This window comes from Micromonospora rubida (genome assembly GCF_009908295.1).
Classification (GTDB): domain Bacteria; phylum Actinomycetota; class Actinomycetes; order Mycobacteriales; family Micromonosporaceae; genus Micromonospora; species Micromonospora rubida.
This window is the reverse complement of the sequence record NZ_JAAALO010000006.1, coordinates 368,392-391,032: the sequence shown is the minus strand read 5'-3', so window position 1 is coordinate 391,032 and position 22,641 is coordinate 368,392. Positions and strand designations below refer to the sequence as shown.

Genomic DNA, 22,641 nt, shown 5'->3' with positions numbered 1-22,641 from the left:
CCCACCTCCGTACCGCGACCACCGTACTGGCAGCATGGCGGGCGTGCCTCACCACCTCGCGCGCTGGACGGGTCTGACCGGTTCACTGCTGCTCGCCGTGTCCGCGTACCTCGGCGGGGCGTTCCCGAAAGGTGACCTGCGCCCCACCCCCGTCAGCATCTGGCAGGGGCCGAACGGGCCGCTGATCATCGCGGCCTGGCTGCTCGGCACCGCCCTGATGGCCTGGGCGTGGTGGTCGCTGCGGGACGGGCCACCGTCCGCCCGCTGGGCCCTGGTCACCGTCGGGCTCTGGCTGCTGCCGCTGCTGCTCGTCCCGCCGATGGCCAGCCGGGACGTCTACGCGTACGCCTGCCAGGGCGCCAGCTACGCGAACGGGATCAGCCCGTACGAGCAGGGCGTGTCCGCGTTGCCCTGCCCGTGGCTGGACTCCATCTCGTACATCTGGCGGGACACCCCGGCCCCGTACGGGCCGCTGTTCGTGCTGCTCGCCGGGGCGGTGGTGAAGGCGACCGGTTCGCTGACCGCCGCCGTCGTCGCGTTCCGGCTGCTCGCGGTCGCCGGGGTGGCGCTGACCGCCGCCTGCCTGCCGGTGCTGGCCCGCCGCTGCGGGGTCCCCGTCGGGCGGGCGCTCTGGCTGGCCCTGGCCAGCCCGCTCATCGGCGTGCACCTGGTGGCCGGTGCGCACAACGACGCGCTGATGGTCGGCCTGCTGGTCGCCGGTCTGGCCGTGGTGGCCGCCCGGCCCGGCCGGCCCGTCCCGCTGCTGGCCGGGGGAGTGCTGCTCGGGCTGGCGGTGTCGATCAAGATCACCGGCCTGGTGGTGATCCCGTTCGCCGCACTGGCCGCGTCGGTCGGGCCGTACCGGATCCGGTCGCTGGTCCGCGACGGCGGCCCCGTTGTCGTCGGTGCCGTCGCCGCCGTGATCGGGGTGACCCTCGCCGGTGGGCTGGACTTCGGCTGGATCGCCGGGCTGGAGAGCGGGGGCGACGTGATCGCCTGGACGTCGCCGTCGACCGCCGTCGGGCAGACCGTCGGGTACCTCGCGGTGATCTTCGGGGCGCACGTCGACGCGCTGCCGGTGACCCGGGCAATCGGCCTGGTCGTGCTGGCCGTGCTGCTGGTCTGGCTCTGGTGGCGGGCCCGCACCCGCGACCCGTTCTTCCATGCCGGCCTGGCGCTGGCCGCCATCGTCGCGCTGTCCCCGATCGTGCACCCCTGGTACTGGATCTGGCCGCTCACGGTGCTCGCCGCCACCGCCCGCGACGGCGTCTGGTTCGCCGGGGTGGCGCTGGTGGGATCGTTCCTGGTGCTGCCCGACGGCACCGGCCTGGCCCGGTACACGAAGCTGCCCGGTGCGCCGCTGATGACGCTGTTGCTGATCTGGGTGGTCGTCAAGTTGGTACGGTCGGCCAGGGCCGAGCGTGCGCCGGCCCCCGCCGCCGCAGGAGCCGATTGAACAGGGGTACGCCGGTGACCGTCCCCGGCGACCCGCCCGCCCCCGCCCGCCGGCGGGCCGCGCTCGCCCGCTGGGCCGGGCTGCTCGGCGCGGTGCTGCTCACCGTCGCCGGCTGGCTCGGCGGGGCGCTGCCCGAGCTCACCGACGGCAGCCCGCTCGACATCTGGCGGGGCCCGCACGGGCCGGCGGTGCTGGGCTGCTGGCTGGCCGGCACCGCGCTGACGGTCGGGGCGTGGTGGTCGCTGCGCCGGGGCGCCCCGTCGACCGGGTGGGCGTACCGCACCGCCGGGCTCTGGCTGCTGCCGCTGCTGGCCGCGCCGCCGCTGGGCAGCCGCGACGTCTACTCGTACGCCTGCCAGGGCTGGTCGTACGCGCACGGGCGCGACCCGTACGAGGTGGGGGTGGCGGCGGCCGGCTGCCCGTGGCTGGACTCGGTCGCCCCGATCTGGCGGGACACCCCCGCGCCGTACGGGCCGCTGTTCGTGCTGCTCGCCGCCCTCGCGGTGACCCTCGGCGGCGGGTTGGTCGGCGCGCTCGCGGTGCTGCGGCTGTACGCCGTGGCCGGGGTGCTGCTGACCGCGCTCTGCCTGCCGGGGCTGGCCCGGGCGGCGGGCGTGCCGACCCGGCGGGCCGCCTGGCTGGCGCTGGCCGCGCCGCTGGTCGGGGTGCATCTGGTGGCCGGCGCGCACAACGACGCGGTGGCGCTCGGCCTGCTGCTGCTGGCCCTGCTGGTGCTGGTCCGCCGGCCCGGCCGGCCCCGCGCGCTGCTGCTGGCCGGTGCGCTCCTCGGGCTGGCCGTGGCGGTGAAGGCGACCGCCGTGGTGGTGCTGCCGTTCGCGGCGCTGGCCGCCGTGCTCGGCCGGTACACCTGGCGGGCGCTGCTGCGCGACGGCGGCTGGCTGGCCGGTGGCGTGCTGGCGGCGATGCTGGCGACCTCGCTGGCCTCCGGGCTGGGCCTGGGCTGGGTCGGCGGGCTGGCCCATAGCGGCGACTCCGCCCAGTGGACCTCACCGCCGACCGCCGTCGGCTTCGTCGTCGACTACGCGGGGAAGCTGGTCGGGCGGCGGCCGGACGCGGTCCCGGTGGCCCGGGTCGCCGGCCTGTTGCTGCTGGTGGTGCTGCTGGTGGCCCTGTGGTGGTGGGCCTGGCGGTCGCTGCGCCGGCTCAACGACGTCCGGCAGCGGGCCCGCGCCCTGGCGGCGGCCCGGCCCCGGGTGGCCCTGCTCGGGGCGGGCCTGGCGCTGGCCGCCACGGTTGCTCTCTCCCCGGTCTTCCACCCCTGGTACGCCCTCTGGCCCCTGACGCTGCTGGCCGTCTCGGTGGTCCCGGCCGCCCGAACCACCTGGTTCGTGCTGCCGTGCGCCGTCGCCGCCGTCCTGACGCTGCCGGACGGCACCAACCTGGCCCGGTTCACCAAGGCCCCCGGCGCGATCGCGATGACGCTGCTGATGCTCGTGCTGACGGGGTGGGCGTTGGTTGTAGGCGGCTCGCGCCGAGCGGGTCGCCACGGTCCGCCGGCTCGCCCCGCTCGGTCGGCACGGGCACGGGACGGTCGGGGCTGAGCTGCCGTCCCGTGGACGGTCAGCCCTCCCGTCCCGTGGACGGTCAGCCCTCCCTGACTGCCGTCGGAGCTGGTCGTCCTCGCCGCCAGGGCGGCGGGTCTGGTGATGTCCCGAGAGAGTTCGGTTTCCTGGGGTGTGTCCCCGGGCGCGGGTCCGGCCGGAGTGGGCACACCATCGCGCGCCCTAGGGAGTTGCCCCGTCTGTGCGCCCACCCCGTTCCTGCCTTCGTGCCGCGCGTGCACGTGGCCTTGTCCCCCCACCCCCAACCCGGCGGGCATTCACCGGACTACCCAATGTGGGGACGGCGTGGCGGCGACTTCCGGGGCATTCGCAGAATGCTGTGGGATAGCTGAGGTCCGGCGAGGCTGAGGTCCCCTCCCGCATGCCGTGCACCACGAACATGCGCGCCATTTTCGGCGCCAAGCCGAAGCCGCGACTGACCGCACGGGAGATCTTGGAAGGAAACGGCCCCTCCAGGGGCCGTTTCCTTCCAAGATCTCCGATCATCCTAAGATGTGGAACGGAGTTCCTGGATGGTGGAGTTAGTTGGGGTGGGATCCGCAGGGTTGGGGCGGGGCCAGTGCGGCGGGACGGGGCTTCCGTGGGACGGGAGCGGCGGCGGGACGGGTGGCCGATTGCGCGGTGGCGACGCGCACGCTTGAGGTCGGCGCGTGCGATCTCGTTACCGAGGCCGGATTCCTGCCGGAGACATCCGCGCACCGGCCTTGATATGCGCGGTTCCGGACACTCCGCGACTCTGCCCGGGCCCTGGGCTTCACCCCGCCCGCGCACGAGACCGGGATACAGGGTGACGTTGGGCCGGCCGCTCACCCGCCGGCTTGTCCAGCCACTGCAACCCAGCGAACTGACGAACAGGGACCGCCGGGCAATCGCGTCCCCACGTCGGTCGAGCTGGTAGCCGTCCGCCCAGACCCATTTTGCTGTCTGCGGTGCGGTGCGGTGCCGTGTCGCCGGGTCGTTTCGTGTCGTGACCTGTAACTGCCCTCGTTCGGTGGTGTGCGTCTGGTCCGTCTCTGTCCTGGTGCCGTGCGCGCGTCCGGCCCGTTTCTGCCTTCGTTTCGATGCGTGGTCGTCCCAACCGTGCCGGGCCGGGCCCGGCCAGCGCGAGGCCGTGCCCCGTCCATGCGGGCAGCTCCCTAGCGTTCCGACCCCGACCCCCGACCCCCGACCCGACCGCGCCGGGCCGCGCCGCGCCGCGCCGCGCCGACGCCGGCTGTGCTGTGGGCACGCCACATCGCGGGGTTACCGGAGGTGCTTGACAGAAGGGAGTGCCACCTCTACGTTTAACCGATAAGTTAATTAACGAGGTGGTTAAAAGCGTGGCTACTGATCGACTCAGTGTCATCTTCGCGGCGCTGGCGGATCCGACCCGCCGGGCGATCCTCGCCCGGCTCGCCGAGGGGGACGCCACGGTCTCGGAGCTGGCCGAGCCGTTCGCGATCAGCCTCCCGGCGATCTCCCGGCACCTGAAGGTGCTCGAACACGCGGGGCTGATCTCCCGGAGCAGGTCCGCCCAGTGGCGCTCCAGCAGTCTCAACCCGGAGCCGCTGCGCGAGGCGACGGCCTGGATGGAGCGGTACCGGCAGTTCTGGGACGCGAACTTCGACCGACTCGACGCGCACCTGCGGCGGATGCGGCAGGCGCAGGCGACGCCCACCGACAACGACAAGACGCCCACCGACAACGACAAGCAGTGAGAGAGGACGACACCATGACCGAGGCCCCCGCCACCGAGACACTCGTCATCACCCGGATCTTCGACGCCCCGCGCGAGCTGGTCTACCGCGCCTTCACCGACCCCGACCAGCTCGCCCAGTGGTTCGGCCCGGTGGGCTTCTCGGTGCCCCGGGAGACCGTCAGCGTCGACGCCCGGGTCGGCGGCCACCAGCGCTTCGTCATGGTCAACGACGCCGACCCGAGCTTCAGCTCCCCGGTCGACGCCACGTTCACCGAGGTGGTCGAGAACGAGCTGCTCGTCGGCTACGAGGAGGTGCACGGCGTCCCCGGCTTCCCGGACGGGGCCCGGCTGGAGATGCGGATCGAGTTCCACGACGAGGGCGACGACAAGACTCGCCTCGTGCTGTGCCAGGGCCCGTACACCCAGGAGGTCGAGGCGGGCGCCCGGGAGGGCTGGGGCAGCTCCTTCGGCAAGCTGGACGCCCTGCTCGCCCGCTGAACGGGAGCGGTCGCCTCGCCCCGCCCGCCCCCGTCGGTCGTGGCGGGGCGGGGCGACCGCTCCCGTTCAGCGCGCCGCGCCGCAGGTGGGGCAGCAGCCGCCCTCCCGCACCGAGAGCAGGCCGGCTGGGGTGAGCAGCACCAGCAGCGCCCAGGCGCCTCGGGCGTCCCGGCGGCCGGCCAGGGCGAGGGCGAGCACCAACGCGACGATCAGCAGCGCGCCCCCGACGGCGGCCAGCGACTCCATGGCGCCGTGGTAGCTGACGTAGCCGCCCTCGGGTGCGAGCCAGCGGACGGCGAGCGCGGCGGCGAGGGCGGCGACGGCCGCCGGGGCGAGGCGGACCCACAGGGGCAGCCGGTCCGGCAGGGCGAGCGCCAGCAGGCCCAGCGCGAGCTGCGGCACCAGCACGGACAGCGGCGGCCGGGGCGTGCCGGTCAGCGCCGCCGCCGGCAGCACGAGCGCGGTGAGCAGCACGGCCAGCCCGATCAGCGAGCGCGCGTGCCGGGCCGGGGCGAGCGCGTGGGTGACGGCGGCGACCAGCCAGGAGGCCCAGGCCACCACGCCCCAGGCTGGCGAACGGGCGGAACGTTCGCAGCTGGAACTCCGGGGTCGGCGGGTGCGATTCCAGCACCGACCACCCGGCCGCGAGGGCGGCTGCGGTGGGGAAGGCGAGGACGGCCGCGAGGCGTACCCCGGAAAGCAGGCCGGCGGTGCCGGCGGCCCGCAGCCGCTCGCGGAGGCCGCCGCCCACGAGGTCGGCGGCGTCCGCGAGCGAGGGCCGACGCCGGCCCTCGCTCGCGAGATCGAGGTACGTGCCGACGAGCTCGGCACCCCGGTCCCGCCGGTACGCCGACGGGTACGCCCACAGCAGCCGCCAGTAGCGGCGCTCCAGCTCGCCCGCGCGAGCCCCTTCGCTCCCGCTCATGCCAGCCCTCCCGCCAGGCGTGCGGTGCCCGACCGGGCGGCGGCCCGGCGGAGGGCGGTGCATCTGGGGCGGCGCATCGGGCGACGGGCAAAAGGCGGCCGGGCCGGCCCCGCGTGCTGCGGAGCCGGCCCGGCCGGTGCTGGAGGAGCGTGCTGACCCGAGGTCTCAGCAGTCGAAGTACATCGCGAACTCGTGCGGGGTCGGGCGCAGGCGCACCGGGTCGACCTCGTTGGCCCGCTTCCAGCCCACCCAGGTGGAGATCAGGTCCGGCGTGAACACGCCGCCGTCGAGCAGATAGTCGTGGTCGGCCTCGAGCGCGTCGAGCACCTCGGGCAGCGAGCCCGGAACCTGCTTGACCGAGCCCCACTCCTCCGGCGGCAGGTCGTACAGGTCCTTGTCGATCGGCTCCGGCGGCTCGATCTTGCTCTTGATGCCGTCCAGGCCGGCCATCATCATCGCCGAGAAGGCGAGGTACGGGTTGCTCGACGGGTCCGGCACCCGGAACTCGACGCGCTTGGCCTTCGCGTTGCTGCCGGTCACCGGGATGCGGGTGCAGGCGGACCGGTTGCGCTGCGAGTAGACCAGGTTGACCGGGGCCTCGTAGCCGGGCACCAGGCGGCGGTACGAGTTGACCGTCGGGTTGGTGAAGGCCAGCAGCGACGGGGCGTGGTGCAGCAGGCCGCCGATGTACCAGCGGGCCATGTCGGACAGGCCGGCGTAACCGGTCTCGTCGTAGAACAGGGGCTCACCGTTCAGCCACAGGCTCTGGTGGGTGTGCATGCCCGAGCCGTTGTCGCCGAAGAGCGGCTTCGGCATGAACGTGGCCGTCTTGCCGTTGACCCAGGCCTCGTTCTTGATCAGGTACTTGAAGAGCTGGAGCTGGTCGGCCGACTGGAGCAGCGTGGAGAACTTGTAGTTGATCTCCGACTGGCCGGCGGTGCCGACCTCGTGGTGCGACCGCTCCACGGTGAAGCCGGCGTCGACCAGGCGGCGGACCATGCTGTCGCGCAGGTCGGCGTAGTGGTCGACCGGCGGCACCGGGAAATATCCGCCCTTGTACGGGGTTTTGTACCCGCGGTTGCCGCCCGGCTCCTCGCGGCCGCTGTTCCAGGCGCCCTCGATCGAGTCGATGTAGTAGAACGACTGGTGCGCCGAGGTCTCGTGGCGGATCGAGTCGAAGATGTAGAACTCGGCCTCGGCGCCGAAGTACGCGGTGTCGGCGATGCCGCTCGCCGCGAGGTACGCCTCGGCCTTCTTCGCCACGTTCCGCGGGTCCCGGGAGTACGCCTCGCGGGTGAACGGGTCGTGGACGAAGAAGTTCAGCGCGAGGGTCTTCTGCGCGCGGAAGGGGTCGATGAAGGCGCTGGCGACATCCGGGAGCAGGAGCATGTCCGACTCGTGGATCGTCTGGAAGCCGCGGATCGACGACCCGTCGAAGGCGAGACCGTCGTTGAAGACGCTGTCGTCGAAGGACTCCACCGGCAGGTTGAAGTGCTGCATCACGCCGGGCAGGTCACAGAAACGTACGTCGACGAACTTTACGTCCTCGTTCTTGAGGTATCGCAGGAGTTCCTCGGGATTGGCGAACACACGTCCTCCTGGCACGTCCACGGGGTGGCTGGCTCCTGGCGACGCTATGACCGCGCGGTTGCCCGGCCGTATCTTGAGTGTTTCTGTCGTGTTACGTCGCTCGCGCTGCGTCATCTTCGCCGGTCAGTCGCCAGCCGTTGTCCGTTCGGAGGATACCCGGCGCGGCGTTGTACCGCAGATTACCGCCTTTGGTCCGATTCAGCGGTCGGTGCCGATCCGGCCATCCCGGCGTGCCTGACTACCCTTGGCGACTGTGACCACGCCGCAGCATCCCGCGCCCCCCGCCACCGACCCCGGTTTCGTCCCGCCACCCCTGGGCCGCCGGTTCGGCGCCCTGGTGATCGACTGGGTGCTCTGCCTGCTGGTGTCCAACTTCTTCGCCGACCCGGTCCGCGACGGCTGGGCCCCCGTCGTGGTGCTGATCGTCGAGTACGCCCTCTTCCTCGGCCTGTTCGCCCAGACCCCCGGCATGTACATCACCCGGATCCGCTGCGTGTCCTGGGCCGACGGCGGCCGGATCGGGCTGACCCGCGCGCTGCTGCGTGGCGTCCTGCTGGCCCTGGTGATCCCGGCCCTGATCATGGACGAGCACCGCCGCGGCCTGCACGACCGCCTCACCGGCTCGGTCATCGCCCCCGCCCCCCGCCCTTAACCACCCACCCCCACCCGGGACACCCCCGCCCCACCCCGCCCCGGGCGGCCTGGCCGCCCCGCCCCCGTCCCGCCCGGGGCGGCCTGACCCCCCGCCCAACGGAAAGAGCGCTATTTCACGGAAAGAGTGGCCTCCCAGCGCCGGGAGGCCACTCTTTCCGTGAAATAGCGCGTCTTGCAGGGCCGGGCGCGGGCGCGCGGCCCTGTGGGCGCGGCCTGCGGGGGTGGGGGTTAGCGGCCTCGGGTTTGGCGGAAGGCGCCGCGTTGCGGGCGCATGTTCTTCGGGATCGCGCCCTTGGGCATCTGCGGGCGGGCGGTGAGCGCCTTGAGCCGCTTGTCGAGGGCGTTGACGTCCTTGCCGCTGAGGCTGCGCGGCAGCCGCATCAGGGTCATTCGCAGCTTGCGGATCGGCAGCTCGTTCTCGGCCTGGCCGATCACGTAGTCGTAGAGCGGGGCGGAGCCGATGACCTTGGTCAGCCGCCGCTTCTCCTGCCCCAGCAGGCCGCGGACCCGCTGCGGGTTCCCCTCGGCCAGCAGGATCACGCCGGGGCGCCCGATCACCAGGTGCACCATGTCCATCTGGGTGGTGGAGCTGACGGCCGGGGTGACCCGCCAGTCGCCCCGCATGTTCTCCATGATCTGCGCCGCCGCGCCGGGCTGCCCCTCGGCAGCGTTCATCATCGCCTTGTTGGACCGCAGGTTGAGCACGATCAGCGCGGCGAGGAGGGCGATCAGGATGCCCAGCGGCAGCCAGAACCAGCCCCAGAAAATCACCGCGACCACGGTCAGCGCGAGCGGGATCAGCACCGCGCCGGCGGTCAGCGGCGCAAACCACCGGTCCTGCTTGGCGGTGAACTGGAACACCATCCCGATCTGCTTCAGCCGCTGGCCGAACGAGACCTTCTCCTGGGGCTTTGCCATGTCGCAGAGTCTAGTGGTCGCCGTGCAACGGGGTTGATCCGCGCCCGGTGCTCCGGCCGGTCAGGGTCGGCGAGGCAGGACCGGGGCGGCCCGGCCGGTGCCGTGCCGGCCGGAGGCCCCGGCTGTCGGGGAGCTGCCGGCCTGCTCGTGGTACTCCTCCTCGACGTTGACCGCCCACACGTCGTGCTCGCGGCCGTCGAGGATGTTCTCCACGGTCAACATCGCGGTGAGCATCGAGTGGTCCTGGTTGTTGTAGCGGTGCATGCCGTTGCGGCCGACCGGGTGCACGTTCGGCACCGCCTCGGCGAGCCAGGCGCGGGCGGTCTCCACGGCCTGCTCGTACCCGGCGTCGTAGAGCGGGTACGCCTTCGGCATCCGGACCACGTACCCGGCGGAGACCGCATCGGCGTCGACCAGCCCGAGCGCCTCCAACTCGGCGGTGCCCAGGGTGACCAACTCGTCGTCGGGGGCGTCCCACAGGTCGTCGCCGACGTCGACGAAGTACTCCAGCCCCAGGCAGGTGAACCCCTCCCGCACCAGGTACGGCGACCAGGAGCCGAAGTTCTGCACCCGGCCGACCCGTACCCCCGGGGTGTGTATGTAGATCCAGTTGTCCGGGAAGCCGGCGGCGGCCGGCACCACCAGGGCCACGGTGAGGAAGTCGCGGTGCCGCAGCGCGTCGGCGGCGGCCAGCACCTCCGGCGGCGCGGGCGGGTCCACGGCCCGGACCAGCGCGCCCAGCGGCATGCTGCTGATCACGTGGTCGGCGGCGACCCGGCGCGTGCCGCCCGGCCCGGCCACGGTCACCGCGACCGCCCGGCCGTCGGCGCGGTGCACGGTCGCCGCCCGGGCCCCCAGCGTCACCACGCCGCCGGCCTTGGTGACCAGTGCGGCGCAGCGTTCCCACATCATCCCCGGGCCGAGCCGGGGGTACTGGAACTCCTCGATCAGGCTGGTGATGTCGGCGCGGGCCAGGCGGGGCAGCAGCGCGTTGCGCACCGCCCCCGCGAGCGACAGGTTGCGGATCCGCTGGGCCGCCCAGTCGGCCTGCAGCTCGGTGGCTGGGATGCCCCAGACCTTCTCCGTGTACGTCTTGAAGAACATCCGGTACAGCCGGGTGCCGAAGCGGGCCGACACCCAGCCCTCGAAGTGGCTCTGGTCCGCCGGCGGTCGCACCCGCGCCCACAGGTACGACCCGACGCAGCGGACCGCCTCGACGATCCCCAGGTTGCCCAGCGCGTTGCCGGCCCGCAGCGGATAGTCGAACAGCCGGCCCCGGTAGTGGATCCGGCTCATCCGGGGGCGCAGCAGGAAGTCGCCGTCGGGCAGCACCTCGTGCCAGAACGCCTCGACCCGGGCCACCTTGGTGAAGAACCGATGCCCGCCGATGTCGAACCGCCAGCCGTCCCGCTCGACGGTGCGGCTGATCCCGCCCACCACGTCGTCTGTCTCGACCACTTCGACGGGGGCGTTCCGCCTGGTCAGTTCGTAGGCGGCGGTCAGGCCTGCGGGGCCGGCGCCGATGATCACAGTATGTGGCAGGGGCATGACTAAATTCATCATCTTCGACGTCTCTCGGCAAGAGTCGCCCCGCTGGGTGGGACGTCGGGGGGCCGGGCCGCGCGGAATTTAGCACGCGGCAGACCCCGCCTGCGGCCCCGAAGGCGTCCGGCGTACGTCATCCGGGCGGGTAGCCCCAGCGGCCGCCGTGGCTCCGGCGTACGTCGTCCGGCCCGGCCCGGCCCGGCCCGGCGCGCGCCGGGCCGACCGGTCAGGCGCGGACGGCCTCGCGGGCGTCCAGCGCCTGCCGGTAGAGCCGGCCGGCCCGGTACGACGAGCGCACCAGCGGACCGCTCATCACCCCGGCGAAGCCGATCTCCTCGGCCTCCTCGCGCAGCTCCACGAACTCCTCCGGCTTGACCCAGCGGGTCACCGGGTGGTGTCGGGGCGTCGGGCGCAGGTACTGCGTGATGGTGATCAGCTCGCAGCCCGCCTCGTGCAGGTCGCGCAGCGCCTGGGACACCTCGGCCCGCTCCTCGCCCATGCCGAGGATCAGGTTGCTCTTGGTGACCAGGCCGTCGGCGCGGGCCTGCCGGATCACGTCGAGCGAGCGGTCGTAGCGGAACGCCGGCCGGATCCGCTTGAAGATCCGGGGCACCGTCTCGACGTTGTGCCCCAGCACCTCGGGGCGGGAGCCGAAGACCTCGGCGAGCTGCTCGGGGACCGCGTTGAAGTCGGGGATCAGCAGCTCCACGCCGCAGCCGGGCTGGAGGGCGTGGATCTGGCGGACCGTTTCGGCGTACAGCCAGGCGCCGCCGTCGGGCAGGTCGTCGCGGGCGACACCGGTGATCGTGGCGTAGCGCAGGCCCATCGACACCACGGACTCGGCCACCCGGCGCGGCTCGTCGGCGTCGAACTCGGCCGGCTTGCCGGTGTCGATCTGGCAGAAGTCGCAGCGCCGGGTGCACTGGTCGCCACCGATGAGGAAGGTGGCCTCCCGGTCCTCCCAGCACTCGTAGATGTTGGGGCAGCCGGCCTCCTGGCAGACGGTGTGCAGCCCCTCGCGCGAGACGAGCCCGCGCAGCTGGGTGTACTCCGGCCCCATCTTGGCCTTGACCTTGATCCACGGGGGTTTGCGTTCGATCGGCGTCTCGGCGTTGCGCGCCTCGATCCGCAGCATGCGCCGCCCCTCGGGGGCGACCGTCGCGGTACGCGCAGCGGGGCTGGTCGTCGGCTGCTCGGTGGTCGGCGTCGTCGGCGCGAAGTGCTCGATCGTCACGAATCGAGCCTACGCCGGACGGCCGCCGTCGATGAACGTGAGGCGACGGCCGTCACCCCCCAATTCCTGTGACGCCGCCCACCGCCACCGCCGAAAATCCCGTTACCCGCCCCCCGCCCGGGTGCTAGCTTGCGGCAAAGCTGCGACGGAGCCGAGTAGCGCGCCGCCCCGCCAGTCGAGAGAGCCGCCGAACGCTGCGAGGCGGTCTGGCGTCGGCGCGCGAAGACCCTCCCGAGCTGCGGGAAGAACGGCGTGCGCGGCGACCCTGCCGGCGCCCGCCCAGTAGAGCCCGCCCGGCTGGCCCCGGTCATCAGGCGACGACGAGGCCCCCGCGCGAGCGGGGGCGAAGGTGTGGTGGCACCGCGAGGACCCGCTCGCCCACACCTCCCGGGGCTGAGGCGACGCTTCGCCGCCCTGCGGCGGCGAAGGCGTTGCGATCGATCGAGGAGCAGCCCACCGTGCAACGCATCCTGTCCACCCAGCTTCCCGCCCACGCCGGCGCGACCGTCCGGGTCGCCGGCTGGGTGCACCGCCGCCGGCTGCTCAAGTCGGTGACGTTCCTGATCGTGCGGGACGCCGCCGGCCTGACCCAGGTCGTGGTCACCGACCCGGCCGTCCGCGCCGCCGTCGGGGCGCTCACCGAGGAGACCGTCGTCGAGGTGGTCGGCACGGCCACCGCGAACCCGGCGGCCCCCGCCGGGGTCGAGCTGACCGACCCGACGGTACGACCGCTCGGCCCGCCCGCCGTCCCGCCCCCGTTCGACCTGTACCGGCCGGCGCTGACCGCGAGCCTGCCCACCCAGCTCGACCATGCGCCCGTCGCCCTGCGCCACCCGACCCGCTCGGCGGCGCTGCGGATCTCGGCGGCGGCGGTGGCCGGCTTCCGGGCCGCCCTGGACGCCCGCGACTTCGTGGAGATCCACACCCCGAAGGTGGTCGGCTCGTCCACCGAGTCCGGCGCGAACGTCTTCGCGCTGGACTGGTTCGGCCGGAACGCGTACCTGGCCCAGTCGCCGCAGTTCTACAAGCAGCTCATGGTGGGCGTCTTCGAGCGGGTGTACGAGGTCGGGCCGGTGTTCCGGGCCGAGCCGCACGACACCGTCCGGCACCTGGCCCAGTACACCTCGCTCGACGCCGAGCTGGGCTTCGTGGCCGACCACCGCGACGTCATGGCCGTGCTGCGGGACACCCTCGCGGGGATGCTGGCGACCGTGGCGGACCGGGCCGGCACCGCCCTGGCCACGCTGGGCGTGACCCCGCCGGAGGTGCCGGCGCGGATCCCGGAGGTGCACTTCGCCGAGGCCCTGCGGATCGCCGGCGCCCCGCCCGACGAGCCGGACCTCGCCCCCGCCCACGAGCGGGCGCTGGGGGAGTGGGCCCGCGTCGAACACTCCTCGGAGTTCGTCTTCGTCACCGGGTACCCGATGGCGAAGCGGCCGTTCTACACCCACCCCGACCCGGCCCGGCCGGCGTACTCCAACGGGTTCGACCTGCTGTTCCGGGGGGTGGAGCTGGTCACCGGCGGGCAGCGCCTGCACCGGTACGACGACTACCTGGCCGCCCTCGCGGCGCGCGGCGAGCCGATCGGGCCGTACGCGGGCTACCTCGACGCGTTCCGGCACGGCATGCCGCCGCACGGTGGCTTCGCGATCGGCCTGGAACGCTTCGTCGCCCGCCTGGTCGGCGCGGCCAACGTCCGCGAGGTCACCGCGTTCCCCCGCGACCTGCACCGGCTCACCCCGTAGCCGATGGCCCGTCCCGTCGAACCGGCGGGACGGGCACATCCGCTGGTCCCCGGCGTTACGGGCGGCCCGATTCTCCCGGTTGGTGCGGGCGGCACATCCGCTGGTAGGCGTTACGGGCGGTCCGATTCTCCCGGTTGGTGCGGGCGGCCACCCCGCGCGCGGTATGAAGGAGGGACCCGGACTCGCGTCCTGTGGCCGTCGCCAAACCCGCGCGAGCGGGCGGGGGAGTGGAATGGCCGAGCGGCTTCGGGCGGCGTTGCGGGGGCTGCTGCACGTCCGCGAGGTGCAGGGCGCCCACCGGGTCGCGCTGCGGGCCGGTGTCAGCGTCGGAGTCCCGCTGCTCGTGGTGCTGGTGCTGGGCCGCCCGAGCTGGACCCCCTACGCCGCGTTCGGGGCGTTCACGTCGCTGTACGGGCGCAACCACGTGCACCTGTCCCGGGCGGCGATGCAGGCGAGTGCCGGTGCCGCGCTCACCGCGTCGGTCGTGCTGGGGGCGCTCGTCGGCACCGTGGAGCACCGGGCCTGGGTCGCGGTGCCGGTCGCCGCGGTCGTCGCCGCCCTGGGCTCAGTCCTCGCCGCCGCGCAGGACTGGCACCCGCCGGGGCCGCTGTTCCTCGTCTTCGGGTTCGGCGCCGTGGCATCGACCCCGCACGTCCTCTCCGAGGTGCCGGTCGCCGCGATGGTGGCCGGCCTGAGCAGCCTCTTCGCGCTGGCCGTCGGCAACGTCGGCGGCTTCCTCCGCCGGCTGGACAGCCGCCCGGCCCGGCTCGCGCACGTGTGGAGCTGGGAGCCGGCCCGCTACGCCCTCGCGGTGGCGCTCGCCGGTGGCACGGCGACCGCCGTCGGGATCGGTCACCCGTACTGGGCCATGGTGGCGGCGGTCGCCCCGCTCAGCGCCCGGGGCCGGGGTGCCCAGCTGGTGCGGGCCGGGCACCGGGTCCTCGGCACCCTGCTCGGCCTGCTGACCAGCGCGGCGCTGCTCGCGCCGGAGCTTCCGGCGGTCGCCACCGTGCTGGTGGTGGCGGTGCTCCAGATCGTCACGGAGCTGCTGGTCGGGCGCAACTACGGTCTGGCCCTGTTGTTCGTCACGCCGATGGCGCTGCTGATGGGCCAGCTCGCGGCGGCCCGCCCGGTCTCGTCGCTGCTGTACGACCGGGGGGTCGAGACGGTGATCGGCGCCGGCATCGGTGTCGCGATCATCCTGTGCGGCCCGTGGCTGCGGCCCGGCATCCGGAAACCAGCTGATGGTGGGCCCGCCTGATGGTGGGCCCGACGGCGAAGGCCCCGGCTGATGGAGGCCCCGGCGCCTTCGCCGTCGGGCGGAACGCTTCGTCGCCCACCCCACCCCTCACCCCGTGCCCAGGAGGTCCCAGGGGTTGCCGGCGATGTCGCGGAAGACGGCCACCCGGCCGTACGGCTCGGTGCGCGGGGGCCGGACGAACTCGACGCCCGCGTCGACGAGGCGACGGTGGGTGGCCTCGAAGTCGTCGACCCGGAGGAAGAAGCCCACCCGTCCGGCGGTCTGGTCGCCGATCGCCGCCTCCTGCCGTTCCCCGTCGGCGCGGGCCAGCAGCAGGCCGGTCTGCGCGCCCGGCGGGCGGACCACCACCCACCGCTTCGGGCGGCCGTCGTTGGTCAGCGAGGGACTGTCCTCGACCAGTTCGAAGCCGAGGACCTCGGTGAAGAAGGCGACGGCCGGGTCGTACTCGGCGACGACGAGGGTGACGAGATCGATCTGCATCCGCCGAGCCTAGAAGGCGTCGCCGGGCCTGGGTGGGTCAGGCGGGCGGGGTGACCAGGGTGGGCAGGTGCCGCTCGACCACCGGCAGCACGTCGGCCACGGTGACCGGGCGGCCCAGCTCCGCGGTGAGCGAGGTGACCCCGGCGTCGCGGATGCCGCACGGCACGATCCGGTCGAAGGATGTCAGGTCGCAGTCGCAGTTGATCGAGAAGCCGTGCAGGGTGACTCCCCGGGCGACCCGGATGCCGATGGCGGCCACCTTGCGGGCCGGGCCCCGGTCGTCCTCGGGCACCCAGACGCCGCTGCGCCCCTCGACCTGGCCGGCGGTCAGCCCGAACTCGGCGCAGACGTCGATCAGGAGCTGCTCGGTGCGGCGCACGTACGCGACCACGTCCACCGGGTCGGGCAGCCGCACGATCGGGTACCCGACGAGCTGCCCCGGCCCGTGCCAGGTGATCTTGCCGCCCCGGTCGACGTCGACCACCGGAGTGCCGTCCATCGGCCGGTCCCACGGCTCGGTGCGCTTGCCTGCGGTGTAGACGCTCGGGTGCTCCAGCAGCAGCACCGTGTCGCCGCGCTCGCCGGCCACCACCGACTCGTGCAGCCGCCGCTGCTCGTCCCATGCGGCCTGGTAGTCGAGCACCCCTGCACGTACAGCGGTCAGCCCCGAAATCGTCGCGGTCACGCCACCACCCTAGCCCCGTACCCGCCGGTCACCTGCGGTGAGCCGGCTCACCACCCCCCACCCCGCCCCGCACACCCCACGTCAGGGTGGGGGGATCTTCCAGAGCCAGACGTCGTCCACGCGTTGCGGGGGGCCGAGCAGGGCGGTGGCGGTGCGGCGCAGGGCCTCCTCGTCGAGGTCGTACTTGGCGCCGTGCACCCGGTCGGCGAGCACGACCACCTCGACGCCCCAGTACCGCAGGTCGGCCAGGGACTCCTCGATGCTGCCCTCGGTGATGATCGGCACCAGCCCGGTGCTGCCGGCCTGGTCCATCAGGGTGTCGAAGGTGCGCGGCGGCGGGCCGATCCGGCCCCGGCCGTCCGGGCCGCCCGGGCCGAGGAAGAACCCGGCCGGGATGCGGAACTCGCCCTGCCGGTGGGCCAGCGCGTACGCCTGCCAGCGCTGCCCGTCCGGGGTCACGTCGAGGGTCAGCGGCAGCGGGGTGAGCACCCCGCCCGGGGAGACGTACTGTCGCCAGGTGCCCGCCGTGACGAACGCCGGCACCGGCTCGCGGACGCTGGTCAGCAGCGGGGTGGGCAGCAGCGGCAGCAGCGCCGCCGCGAAGCCGAGGCCCCAGGCGGCGGACACGGCGCGGTGCCGGGGCGGGTCGGCGCGCAGCCGGTCGACGGTGTACGCCAGCAGCAGCCCGATCACCGGGGCCACCACCAGGGCCAGCCGGGACGGCAGGGCGGCGTTGACCACCGGCAGGTTGTCCAGCAGCAGGAAGGGCAGCGGCCGGTCGGTGCGCTCGCCGTTCCACGTGGCCCGGGGGCCCCAGGACAGCACCGCGAAGACCACGCCGGTGACGCCCAGCGCCCACACGGTGGCCCGGCGGGCCCGGTCCCGCCGCCACAGGTAGCCGAGGCAGACGGCGGCGAGCAGCAGCAGCGGCACCCCGAAGAACGAGTTCTCCTCGGTCGGGTTGGGCGCGAGCGAGGTGCCCCACCCGGCCTCGCCGGCCAGCGACCGGCGCGGGTACGCACCGAACGCGGCGACGTCCTCGGAGTGGATGATCGGGTCGAAGCCGGTGCCGTGGAACCGTTGCGGCCCTGCGAAGTGCAGCCACAGCGGGTACGCCAGCAGCACCCCGGCGGTCAGCGCGGTGACGCCCAGCCCGCGCAGGAAGGTGGGCAGCGCGGCCCGGGCGGCGGCCCGCCGGCTCGGGTGTAGCGCCCAGACGGGCAGGAAGACGCCGAGCGCCAGGGCGGTGAAGAACAGCCCCTCGGCGGCGATGGAGAAGGCCACCGCGACGGTGACGCCGAGCACGATTCCGTCGCGCAGCCAGTGCGCGGGGCGGCGCAGCGCGAACAGCCGCCAGACCAGCAGCGGCACCAGCCAGCCGGCCGTCCAGTTCAGGTGGGCGTTGGCGTGCGACACCATGCCGGGGGAGTACGCGACGAACAGCGCGCCGACCGCCGCCGCGAGCCGGCTGTGGACGAACTGCCGGGACAGCAGCAGGTACCAGGCCACCGCCGTGGCGGCCAGGTTGAGGGTGAGGATCACCAGGAACGTGGCCGGCGGCCCGACCAGGTACGTCAGCGGGGCGAAGACCGCCGCGTACACGGTGATCGAGGTGTTGACCGCGAGGTTCACCCCGTCGGGGACGTTGATCAGGGACGTGAAGAGCGGGTTCTCGCCGTGGGTGAGCGCGTGCCCGCCGAAGGCCAGCAGCCACTCGAAGAGCGCCTGGTCGCTGGAGTTGACCGTGATGGCGCGGGCGTTCGGGTCCCGCCACAGCCCGCTGGTCACCCAGACGGCGAGCGCCAGCGCGATGAGCGCCACAGTCAGGTCGGCCCGCCGGTGGCGGACGACACGGGGCGGCGGGACCGGCGACGGCGCCAGGGACGGGGAGGTCGACACCCAGGGACGTTACCAACCGCAGCGGGCACGCCGGTCAGGACGCACTCGAACCCCGGCAACCTCACCGGGTACGCGTACCGGCCGCCGCCCGGTCGGCCCGTCCGCGATCTCGCGCAGGTACGCGACGAGTTCCGGCGGCTCGTGCACCTCGAACTCGTATTCGTCCCGGTTCCCCGAGATTGAGGAGACGGCTCGGTATCGCGCCCAGCTCGGGCAGGGGCCAAGTCTGCCTTGTCCCCTGCCGCTGGGCCGGAAAGGCCGTGTGTCAGCCGATCCGCGTTCCGCGCTCATCGCCCCCCAGGGCTCGTGATCTCAACAGCTCGTACACGCTGGAAAAGCTGTCCTGGCCGTGACCGTCGGCCGACCGCCTGTCGAGCAGGGCTTTCAGCGGCTCATGGACGGCGGCGGCAATACCGTTGGCCTTGCTGAGTTGGATGAGACTGTCGACTCCGGCCCGGTTCATGTCGACCGTGGAGACTGCATTCGTGTACTCCGATGATCCGGCTTCGCGCGCCAGCTCGGGCAGGAACTCGGCCATGCCGCGCAGCCATTGTGCCGCCAGCGGGGCGAACACCTCCGGGGTGGTGCCCACAACGTCGAGTAGCGCCGCGGCGTGCAGGAATCCGGTGAGGGCCGCGTACCCGGTGCCCAGCAGGGCCAGGTCATGAATCTCCGCAGAGCCCGCCTTCGTGCCGAAGTAGTGCGCCGGTGCCATTACCTCCAAATCGCGCCGGTGGGTGGTGAAGGCATGCTGGGATCCGCTGTAGAGAAAAAAGCCCTCCGGGGTGGCGACGGTTTCGGGGAGGGCCATCATGGCACCGTCGAGGTAGTCGGCGCCGTGCCCGGCCACCCACCCTGCCATCGTCGCGGCGTCCTCCGGGGTGCCGAAGGTCAGGTTCACCAGGGCCCGACCCCGCAGACTCTCTGCCACCGGCCCGAGCAGATCCCGCACGGTCGGGTAGTCCGGTAGGCAGACCACGACGAGGGGACTCGCGGCGACCGCCGCCTCCACGGTCGCCGCCCGGACGGCACCCTGTACGACGAGGGCGTCGGCCTTTGCTGCCGTACGGTTCCATACGGTCGTCGTGTGTCCGGCAGCCAGAAATGCCTGGGCGAGCCGGGTCCCCATCTGCCCCAGGCCGATCACTGACACCGCGGATCGCTCGTGGTTGTCGTTCTTCGACATCTGATGCCTCCTTTGTTCCTTCGGCCGGCGTCGCCGGACGCTTCGTTCGGTGTGTTCACAGTGCCGACCGGCGCTGGCGGAACTCTGTCGAGCCGCTGTCGGTCTTCAGGCGGCCGCCGTCGGTGGCCGGATACTGTGCCGCCATGTACTTCCGCGTGCTGGGCCCGCTCGCCGTCCGGACGGCCACCGGGACCGCGGTCGACGTCCCCGAGGCGAAGGTCCGCGCGCTGCTGGCTCTGCTGCTGATCCACGCGGGTCGTGCGGTTTCGGTGGACCGATTGGTGGACGAGCTGTGGGCGGACCGGTTACCCGGGAACCCTGCCGGTGCCCTGCAGACGAAGGTGTCGCGACTGCGTCGTTCCCTGGCGGGGGCCGAGCCCGGGGCCGGGGCGCTGGTGGAGTCAAGGCCGCCGGGATATCTGCTGCGGATTGACCCCAAGAACGTCGACTCCCACCGGTTCACCGAGATGACCAACGCCGCCTACCGCACCGAGGACCTGCACGCCAGGGCGGGCCTGTTGACGGAAGCTCTGGCTCTGTGGAGAGGGGACGCCTTCGCTGACCTCGGTGACCACAGATTCGTGCGGACCGTGGCCGGGCGGCTGGAGGAACAGCGGCTGACCGCCGTTGAGGCACTCGCCGAAACTCGTCTGGAGCTTGGCGAGCACCGCACGCTGACCGATGGGTTGAGTGAGCAGGTTGCCCGCCACCCACTGCGGGAACGGCTGCGCGCCGCGCAGATCCGGGCGCTCTACCAGGCCGGGCGGCAGTCCGAGGCCCTGGCCGCCTATTCCCAGCTACGGCACCAGTTGGCCGACGAACTGGGCGTGGATCCCGGGCCGGAACTGACCGCCCTGCACCAGGCCATCCTTGGGCACGACGCCGCGCTGGAGGCGGCCCCCACCTTCCGGGAGCGCGGCGGTGAGCCAGTGGCTCCACTCACCGCCCTGATCGGCAGGGACGACGCCGTGTCCGCGGTAGGTGAACTGCTCATCTCCCACCGGCTGGTGACCCTGACCGGCCCCGGCGGGGTCGGCAAGACCCGGCTGGCCGAGGAGGCCGCTGCCCGGGCGGCCGACGTGTATCCGCACAGCGTCCGGACCGTCAGCCTCGCCGGATCCACTGAGGTGGCCGAGCAATTGAGTGCAGCGCTGGGCATCCGTGAAGTGGGGCCAGGAGGGCTGGAGGACGCGCTGCGTTCGAGGCGGCTCCTGCTGCTCCTCGACAACTGCGAGCACGTCATCGACGCGGCGGCCGATGTCGTACGCCGGATCTTGTCCGCCTCACCGGGCTTGCGCGTCCTGGCCACCAGCAGGGAACCTCTCGGGCTGGCCGGTGAGGCGGTGTGGGCCGTGCCGCCGTTGCCGCAGGCCGACGCCGAGCGGCTGTTCGCGGTGCGCGCCGCCGCCGCCGCGCCCGGGTTCGCCGTTACCGCGGACAACACGGACGCCGTCGCCACCATCTGCCGCCGCCTCGACCGGATACCTCTCGCACTGGAACTGGCCGCCACCCGGGTCCGCGCGCTGGGCGTGCACGAGGTGTCCAGCCGGCTGGATGACCGGTTCCGGCTGCTTGCCGGCGGCAGACGCGGCGTTCCACCGCGCCAGCGAACGCTGCGGGCGGTGATCGACTGGAGTTGGGAACTTCTCGCTGACGACGAGCGTGGGCTCCTGCGCCGCCTAGCGGTCTTCGCCGACGGCTGCACTCTGAGCGCGGCCGAGGCCGTGTGCGGCGGCGACAACGAGGTTCTCGACCCACTGATCCGGCTGGTGGACCGCTCGCTGGTCACCGTGGCCGACGGCCCTCGTTACCGGCTGCCGGAGTCGGTGGCGGCGTACGCGCTGGAACGCCTGGGGGAGGCGGACGAGTCCGAGGCGCTCCACCTGCGCCACCACGCCTACTACACCGAACTCGCCGAACAGGTGACGGCCCAGCTCTACGGCCCCGAGCAGCAGCGCGGGCTGGACCTCCTGGACCACGAGAGCGCCAACCTGCGCATCGCCCTGGAGTGCGCCGTGCGCCGGAACGATGCCACCGGGGCCCTGCGGACGGCGCTGGCCTCGACCTGGTACTGGTTTCTTCGCGGTCGGCTGAGCGAGGCCCGACGATCGCTGGGCGAAGCCGTGCGGGTCGGCGGCAGCACCCCCAACGTTCTCCGGCCCCAGGCCGTGCTCTGGTACGCCGGATTCACCCTGTTGGCCGGGGAAAAATGGAATGGCCCGGCTCGCCCGAACGAGGCGGAGGTGGACGGCCGGGCGGATTGCGCACGCGCCAACTGGTTCCTCGGCCACGCCTCGCTCGGCGCGGGCGAGGACCTGGCCCGCAGCGAGAGACTGGTGAACCGCGCCCTGACCGACTTCCGTGTGACCGGTGACCGTTGGGGCATCGCCGCAGCACTCAGCACCCGGGCCACGCAGGCTCTGCTGCGGGGAGATCTCATTGCGCTGAGTCGCGACGCCAAGGAGGCCCACGCGCACTTCGAGAAACTCGGCGACCGCTGGGGACAACTGCGGACCACCTATCCGCTGGCGGCACTGGCCACGATCACCGGCGACTACACACTCGCGGCACACCTGCACCAGGCCGGCCTGCACCTGGCCGAAGAACTGGGCTTTTGGACGGAGGCCGCCGACCGGATCACCGGGCTCGGCAGAATCGCTCTTCTCACCGGTGACTTCCGGCAGGCCGCCGATCTCCACGCTAGGGCGATGGCCCTGGCTGCCGAGCACGGGTACACGGCGGGCGAGATCCACGCCGAGATCGGTCTTGCTCTCGGGGCCCGGCGCGAGGGCGACCTTGACCTCGCTGAGGAATACCTGCGCAAGACTCTCGCGTGGCACCGCCAGGTCGAATTCGGCCCGGGCCCGGCACTCCTTCTTGCCGAACTCGGATTCCTCGCCGAACAACGCGGCGACGCACCCGAGGCCCTCACCCTGCACCGCCAAGGCCTCGCCGTCGCCCGGGACAGCGGCGACCCCCGGGCCCTCGCGCTCGCCCGCGAGGGCCTCGCCGGGGCATACGCCCTCGCAGGCCAACCCGTGCGGGCCGCCCGCCTCCTGGGCGCCGCCGTCCGGGCCCGCGAATCCTCCGGCGCGCCGCTTCCGGAAGCCGAGCGCGGCGACGTCGACCGCATCACGGTCGAGGTCCTCGCGACGCTGGGCACAGAGATGTTCGCTGCTGAGTTCTCTGCCGCCGTCGACGACGATTTCGAGTAGGATCCGCCCGGCGGCCCGCATACCCGCCCCATAGGGGTACCTCGCGCTGACCACGTTGTCGGCGAATCGCCGGCCCGCCCGGCTGACCG

16 protein-coding genes and 1 pseudogene are annotated in these 22,641 nt (G+C 73.0%); 8 read left to right on the top strand and 9 right to left on the bottom strand.

Going from position 1 to position 22,641, the window contains the following annotated elements:
• The first annotated feature begins 34 nt into the window (after positions 1 to 34).
• The 4 genes from mptB (GVV04_RS23590) (at position 35) to GVV04_RS23575 (ending at position 5,215) form a co-directional block, all read left to right on the top strand.
• Positions 35 to 1,456 (top strand): polyprenol phosphomannose-dependent alpha 1,6 mannosyltransferase MptB, encoded by a 1,422-nt coding sequence (mptB, locus tag GVV04_RS23590; protein WP_161690469.1) that lies wholly within the window; start codon positions 35 to 37, stop codon positions 1,454 to 1,456.
• A gap of 14 nt (positions 1,457 to 1,470) precedes the next feature.
• Positions 1,471 to 3,018: a polyprenol phosphomannose-dependent alpha 1,6 mannosyltransferase MptB gene (mptB, locus tag GVV04_RS23585; protein WP_161690610.1), complete on the top strand. Its 1,548-nt coding sequence runs from the start codon at positions 1,471 to 1,473 to the stop codon at positions 3,016 to 3,018.
• Between the two features lie 1,340 nt (positions 3,019 to 4,358).
• A complete protein-coding gene (locus GVV04_RS23580) occupies positions 4,359 to 4,736 on the top strand; it encodes an ArsR/SmtB family transcription factor (protein ID WP_161690467.1) in 378 nt (125 codons plus the stop codon).
• Positions 4,737 to 4,750: 14 nt separating this feature from the next.
• Positions 4,751 to 5,215 (top strand): SRPBCC family protein, encoded by a 465-nt coding sequence (locus tag GVV04_RS23575; protein ID WP_161690465.1) that lies wholly within the window; start codon positions 4,751 to 4,753, stop codon positions 5,213 to 5,215.
• A gap of 66 nt (positions 5,216 to 5,281) precedes the next feature.
• On the opposite strand, the gene GVV04_RS23570 is transcribed toward GVV04_RS23575, so the two are convergent.
• Both GVV04_RS23570 and glnA read right to left on the bottom strand, forming a co-directional pair.
• On the bottom strand, positions 5,282 to 5,773 hold the full coding sequence (locus GVV04_RS23570; protein ID WP_161690463.1) for a hypothetical protein: 492 nt from the start codon (positions 5,771 to 5,773) through the stop codon (positions 5,282 to 5,284).
• 532 nt (positions 5,774 to 6,305) lie between these two features.
• The gene (gene glnA, locus GVV04_RS23565; protein ID WP_161690461.1) at positions 6,306 to 7,730 is read right to left on the bottom strand and encodes a type I glutamate--ammonia ligase; all 1,425 of its coding nucleotides are present in this window, start codon (positions 7,728 to 7,730) and stop codon (positions 6,306 to 6,308) included.
• Between the two features lie 253 nt (positions 7,731 to 7,983).
• Between glnA and GVV04_RS23560 the strand changes: the two genes are divergently transcribed.
• Positions 7,984 to 8,382 carry an RDD family protein gene (locus tag GVV04_RS23560; protein ID WP_161690459.1) on the top strand — a complete coding sequence of 133 codons (399 nt, stop codon included), beginning with the start codon at positions 7,984 to 7,986 and terminating at the stop codon, positions 8,380 to 8,382.
• Positions 8,383 to 8,612: 230 nt separating this feature from the next.
• Here GVV04_RS23560 and GVV04_RS23555 read toward each other — a convergent pair whose 3' ends face one another.
• The 3 genes from GVV04_RS23555 to lipA form a co-directional block, all read right to left on the bottom strand.
• Entirely contained in the window at positions 8,613 to 9,302 is a 690-nt protein-coding gene (locus GVV04_RS23555; RefSeq protein WP_161690457.1) for a DUF4191 domain-containing protein, read from the bottom strand.
• 60 nt (positions 9,303 to 9,362) lie between these two features.
• Entirely contained in the window at positions 9,363 to 10,850 is a 1,488-nt protein-coding gene (locus GVV04_RS23550) for an NAD(P)/FAD-dependent oxidoreductase (protein ID WP_161690455.1), read from the bottom strand.
• 223 nt (positions 10,851 to 11,073) lie between these two features.
• A complete protein-coding gene (gene lipA, locus GVV04_RS23545) occupies positions 11,074 to 12,081 on the bottom strand; it encodes a lipoyl synthase (RefSeq protein WP_161690453.1) in 1,008 nt (335 codons plus the stop codon).
• Between the two features lie 458 nt (positions 12,082 to 12,539).
• On the opposite strand from lipA, the gene aspS reads away from it, so the two are divergent.
• Together aspS and GVV04_RS23535 are read left to right on the top strand one after the other, a co-directional pair.
• Entirely contained in the window at positions 12,540 to 13,826 is a 1,287-nt protein-coding gene (aspS, locus tag GVV04_RS23540; RefSeq protein ID WP_161690451.1) for an aspartate--tRNA(Asn) ligase, read from the top strand.
• A 232-nt stretch (positions 13,827 to 14,058) separates the two neighbouring features.
• Positions 14,059 to 15,087: an FUSC family protein gene (locus GVV04_RS23535; RefSeq protein WP_161690450.1), complete on the top strand. Its 1,029-nt coding sequence runs from the start codon at positions 14,059 to 14,061 to the stop codon at positions 15,085 to 15,087.
• Positions 15,088 to 15,174: 87 nt separating this feature from the next.
• Here GVV04_RS23535 and GVV04_RS23530 read toward each other — a convergent pair whose 3' ends face one another.
• From GVV04_RS23530 to GVV04_RS34830, 4 genes and pseudogenes are all read right to left on the bottom strand, one after another.
• The gene (locus GVV04_RS23530; RefSeq protein ID WP_161690448.1) at positions 15,175 to 15,567 is read right to left on the bottom strand and encodes a VOC family protein; all 393 of its coding nucleotides are present in this window, start codon (positions 15,565 to 15,567) and stop codon (positions 15,175 to 15,177) included.
• 37 nt (positions 15,568 to 15,604) lie between these two features.
• Complete coding sequence (lipB, locus tag GVV04_RS23525) at positions 15,605 to 16,252, bottom strand: lipoyl(octanoyl) transferase LipB (protein ID WP_161690446.1); 648 nt, start codon at positions 16,250 to 16,252, stop codon at positions 15,605 to 15,607.
• Between the two features lie 81 nt (positions 16,253 to 16,333).
• The gene (locus tag GVV04_RS23520; RefSeq protein ID WP_161690444.1) at positions 16,334 to 18,151 is read right to left on the bottom strand and encodes a DUF2079 domain-containing protein; all 1,818 of its coding nucleotides are present in this window, start codon (positions 18,149 to 18,151) and stop codon (positions 16,334 to 16,336) included.
• A 265-nt stretch (positions 18,152 to 18,416) separates the two neighbouring features.
• A pseudogene (locus GVV04_RS34830) lies at positions 18,417 to 19,397 on the bottom strand (NAD(P)-dependent oxidoreductase); the annotation flags it as partial.
• Positions 19,398 to 19,480: 83 nt separating this feature from the next.
• On the opposite strand from GVV04_RS34830, the gene GVV04_RS23510 reads away from it, so the two are divergent.
• Positions 19,481 to 22,552, top strand: a complete 3,072-nt coding sequence (locus GVV04_RS23510) for a BTAD domain-containing putative transcriptional regulator (RefSeq protein ID WP_161690443.1) — start codon at positions 19,481 to 19,483, stop codon at positions 22,550 to 22,552.
• The last annotated feature ends 89 nt before the right edge of the window (positions 22,553 to 22,641 follow it).

Coding starts and splice junctions, on each gene's coding strand:
- GVV04_RS23555 (WP_161690457.1), bottom strand. CDS start 9,302: ATGGCAAAGCCCCAGGAGAAGGTCTCGTTCGGCCAGCGGCTGAAGCAG.
- GVV04_RS23550 (WP_161690455.1), bottom strand. CDS start 10,850: ATGCCCCTGCCACATACTGTGATCATCGGCGCCGGCCCCGCAGGCCTG.
- GVV04_RS23530 (WP_161690448.1), bottom strand. CDS start 15,567: ATGCAGATCGATCTCGTCACCCTCGTCGTCGCCGAGTACGACCCGGCC.
- GVV04_RS23575 (WP_161690465.1), top strand. CDS start 4,751: ATGACCGAGGCCCCCGCCACCGAGACACTCGTCATCACCCGGATCTTC.
- GVV04_RS23535 (WP_161690450.1), top strand. CDS start 14,059: ATGGCCGAGCGGCTTCGGGCGGCGTTGCGGGGGCTGCTGCACGTCCGC.
- GVV04_RS23510 (WP_161690443.1), top strand. CDS start 19,481: ATGTACTTCCGCGTGCTGGGCCCGCTCGCCGTCCGGACGGCCACCGGG.
- mptB (WP_161690469.1), top strand. CDS start 35: ATGGCGGGCGTGCCTCACCACCTCGCGCGCTGGACGGGTCTGACCGGT.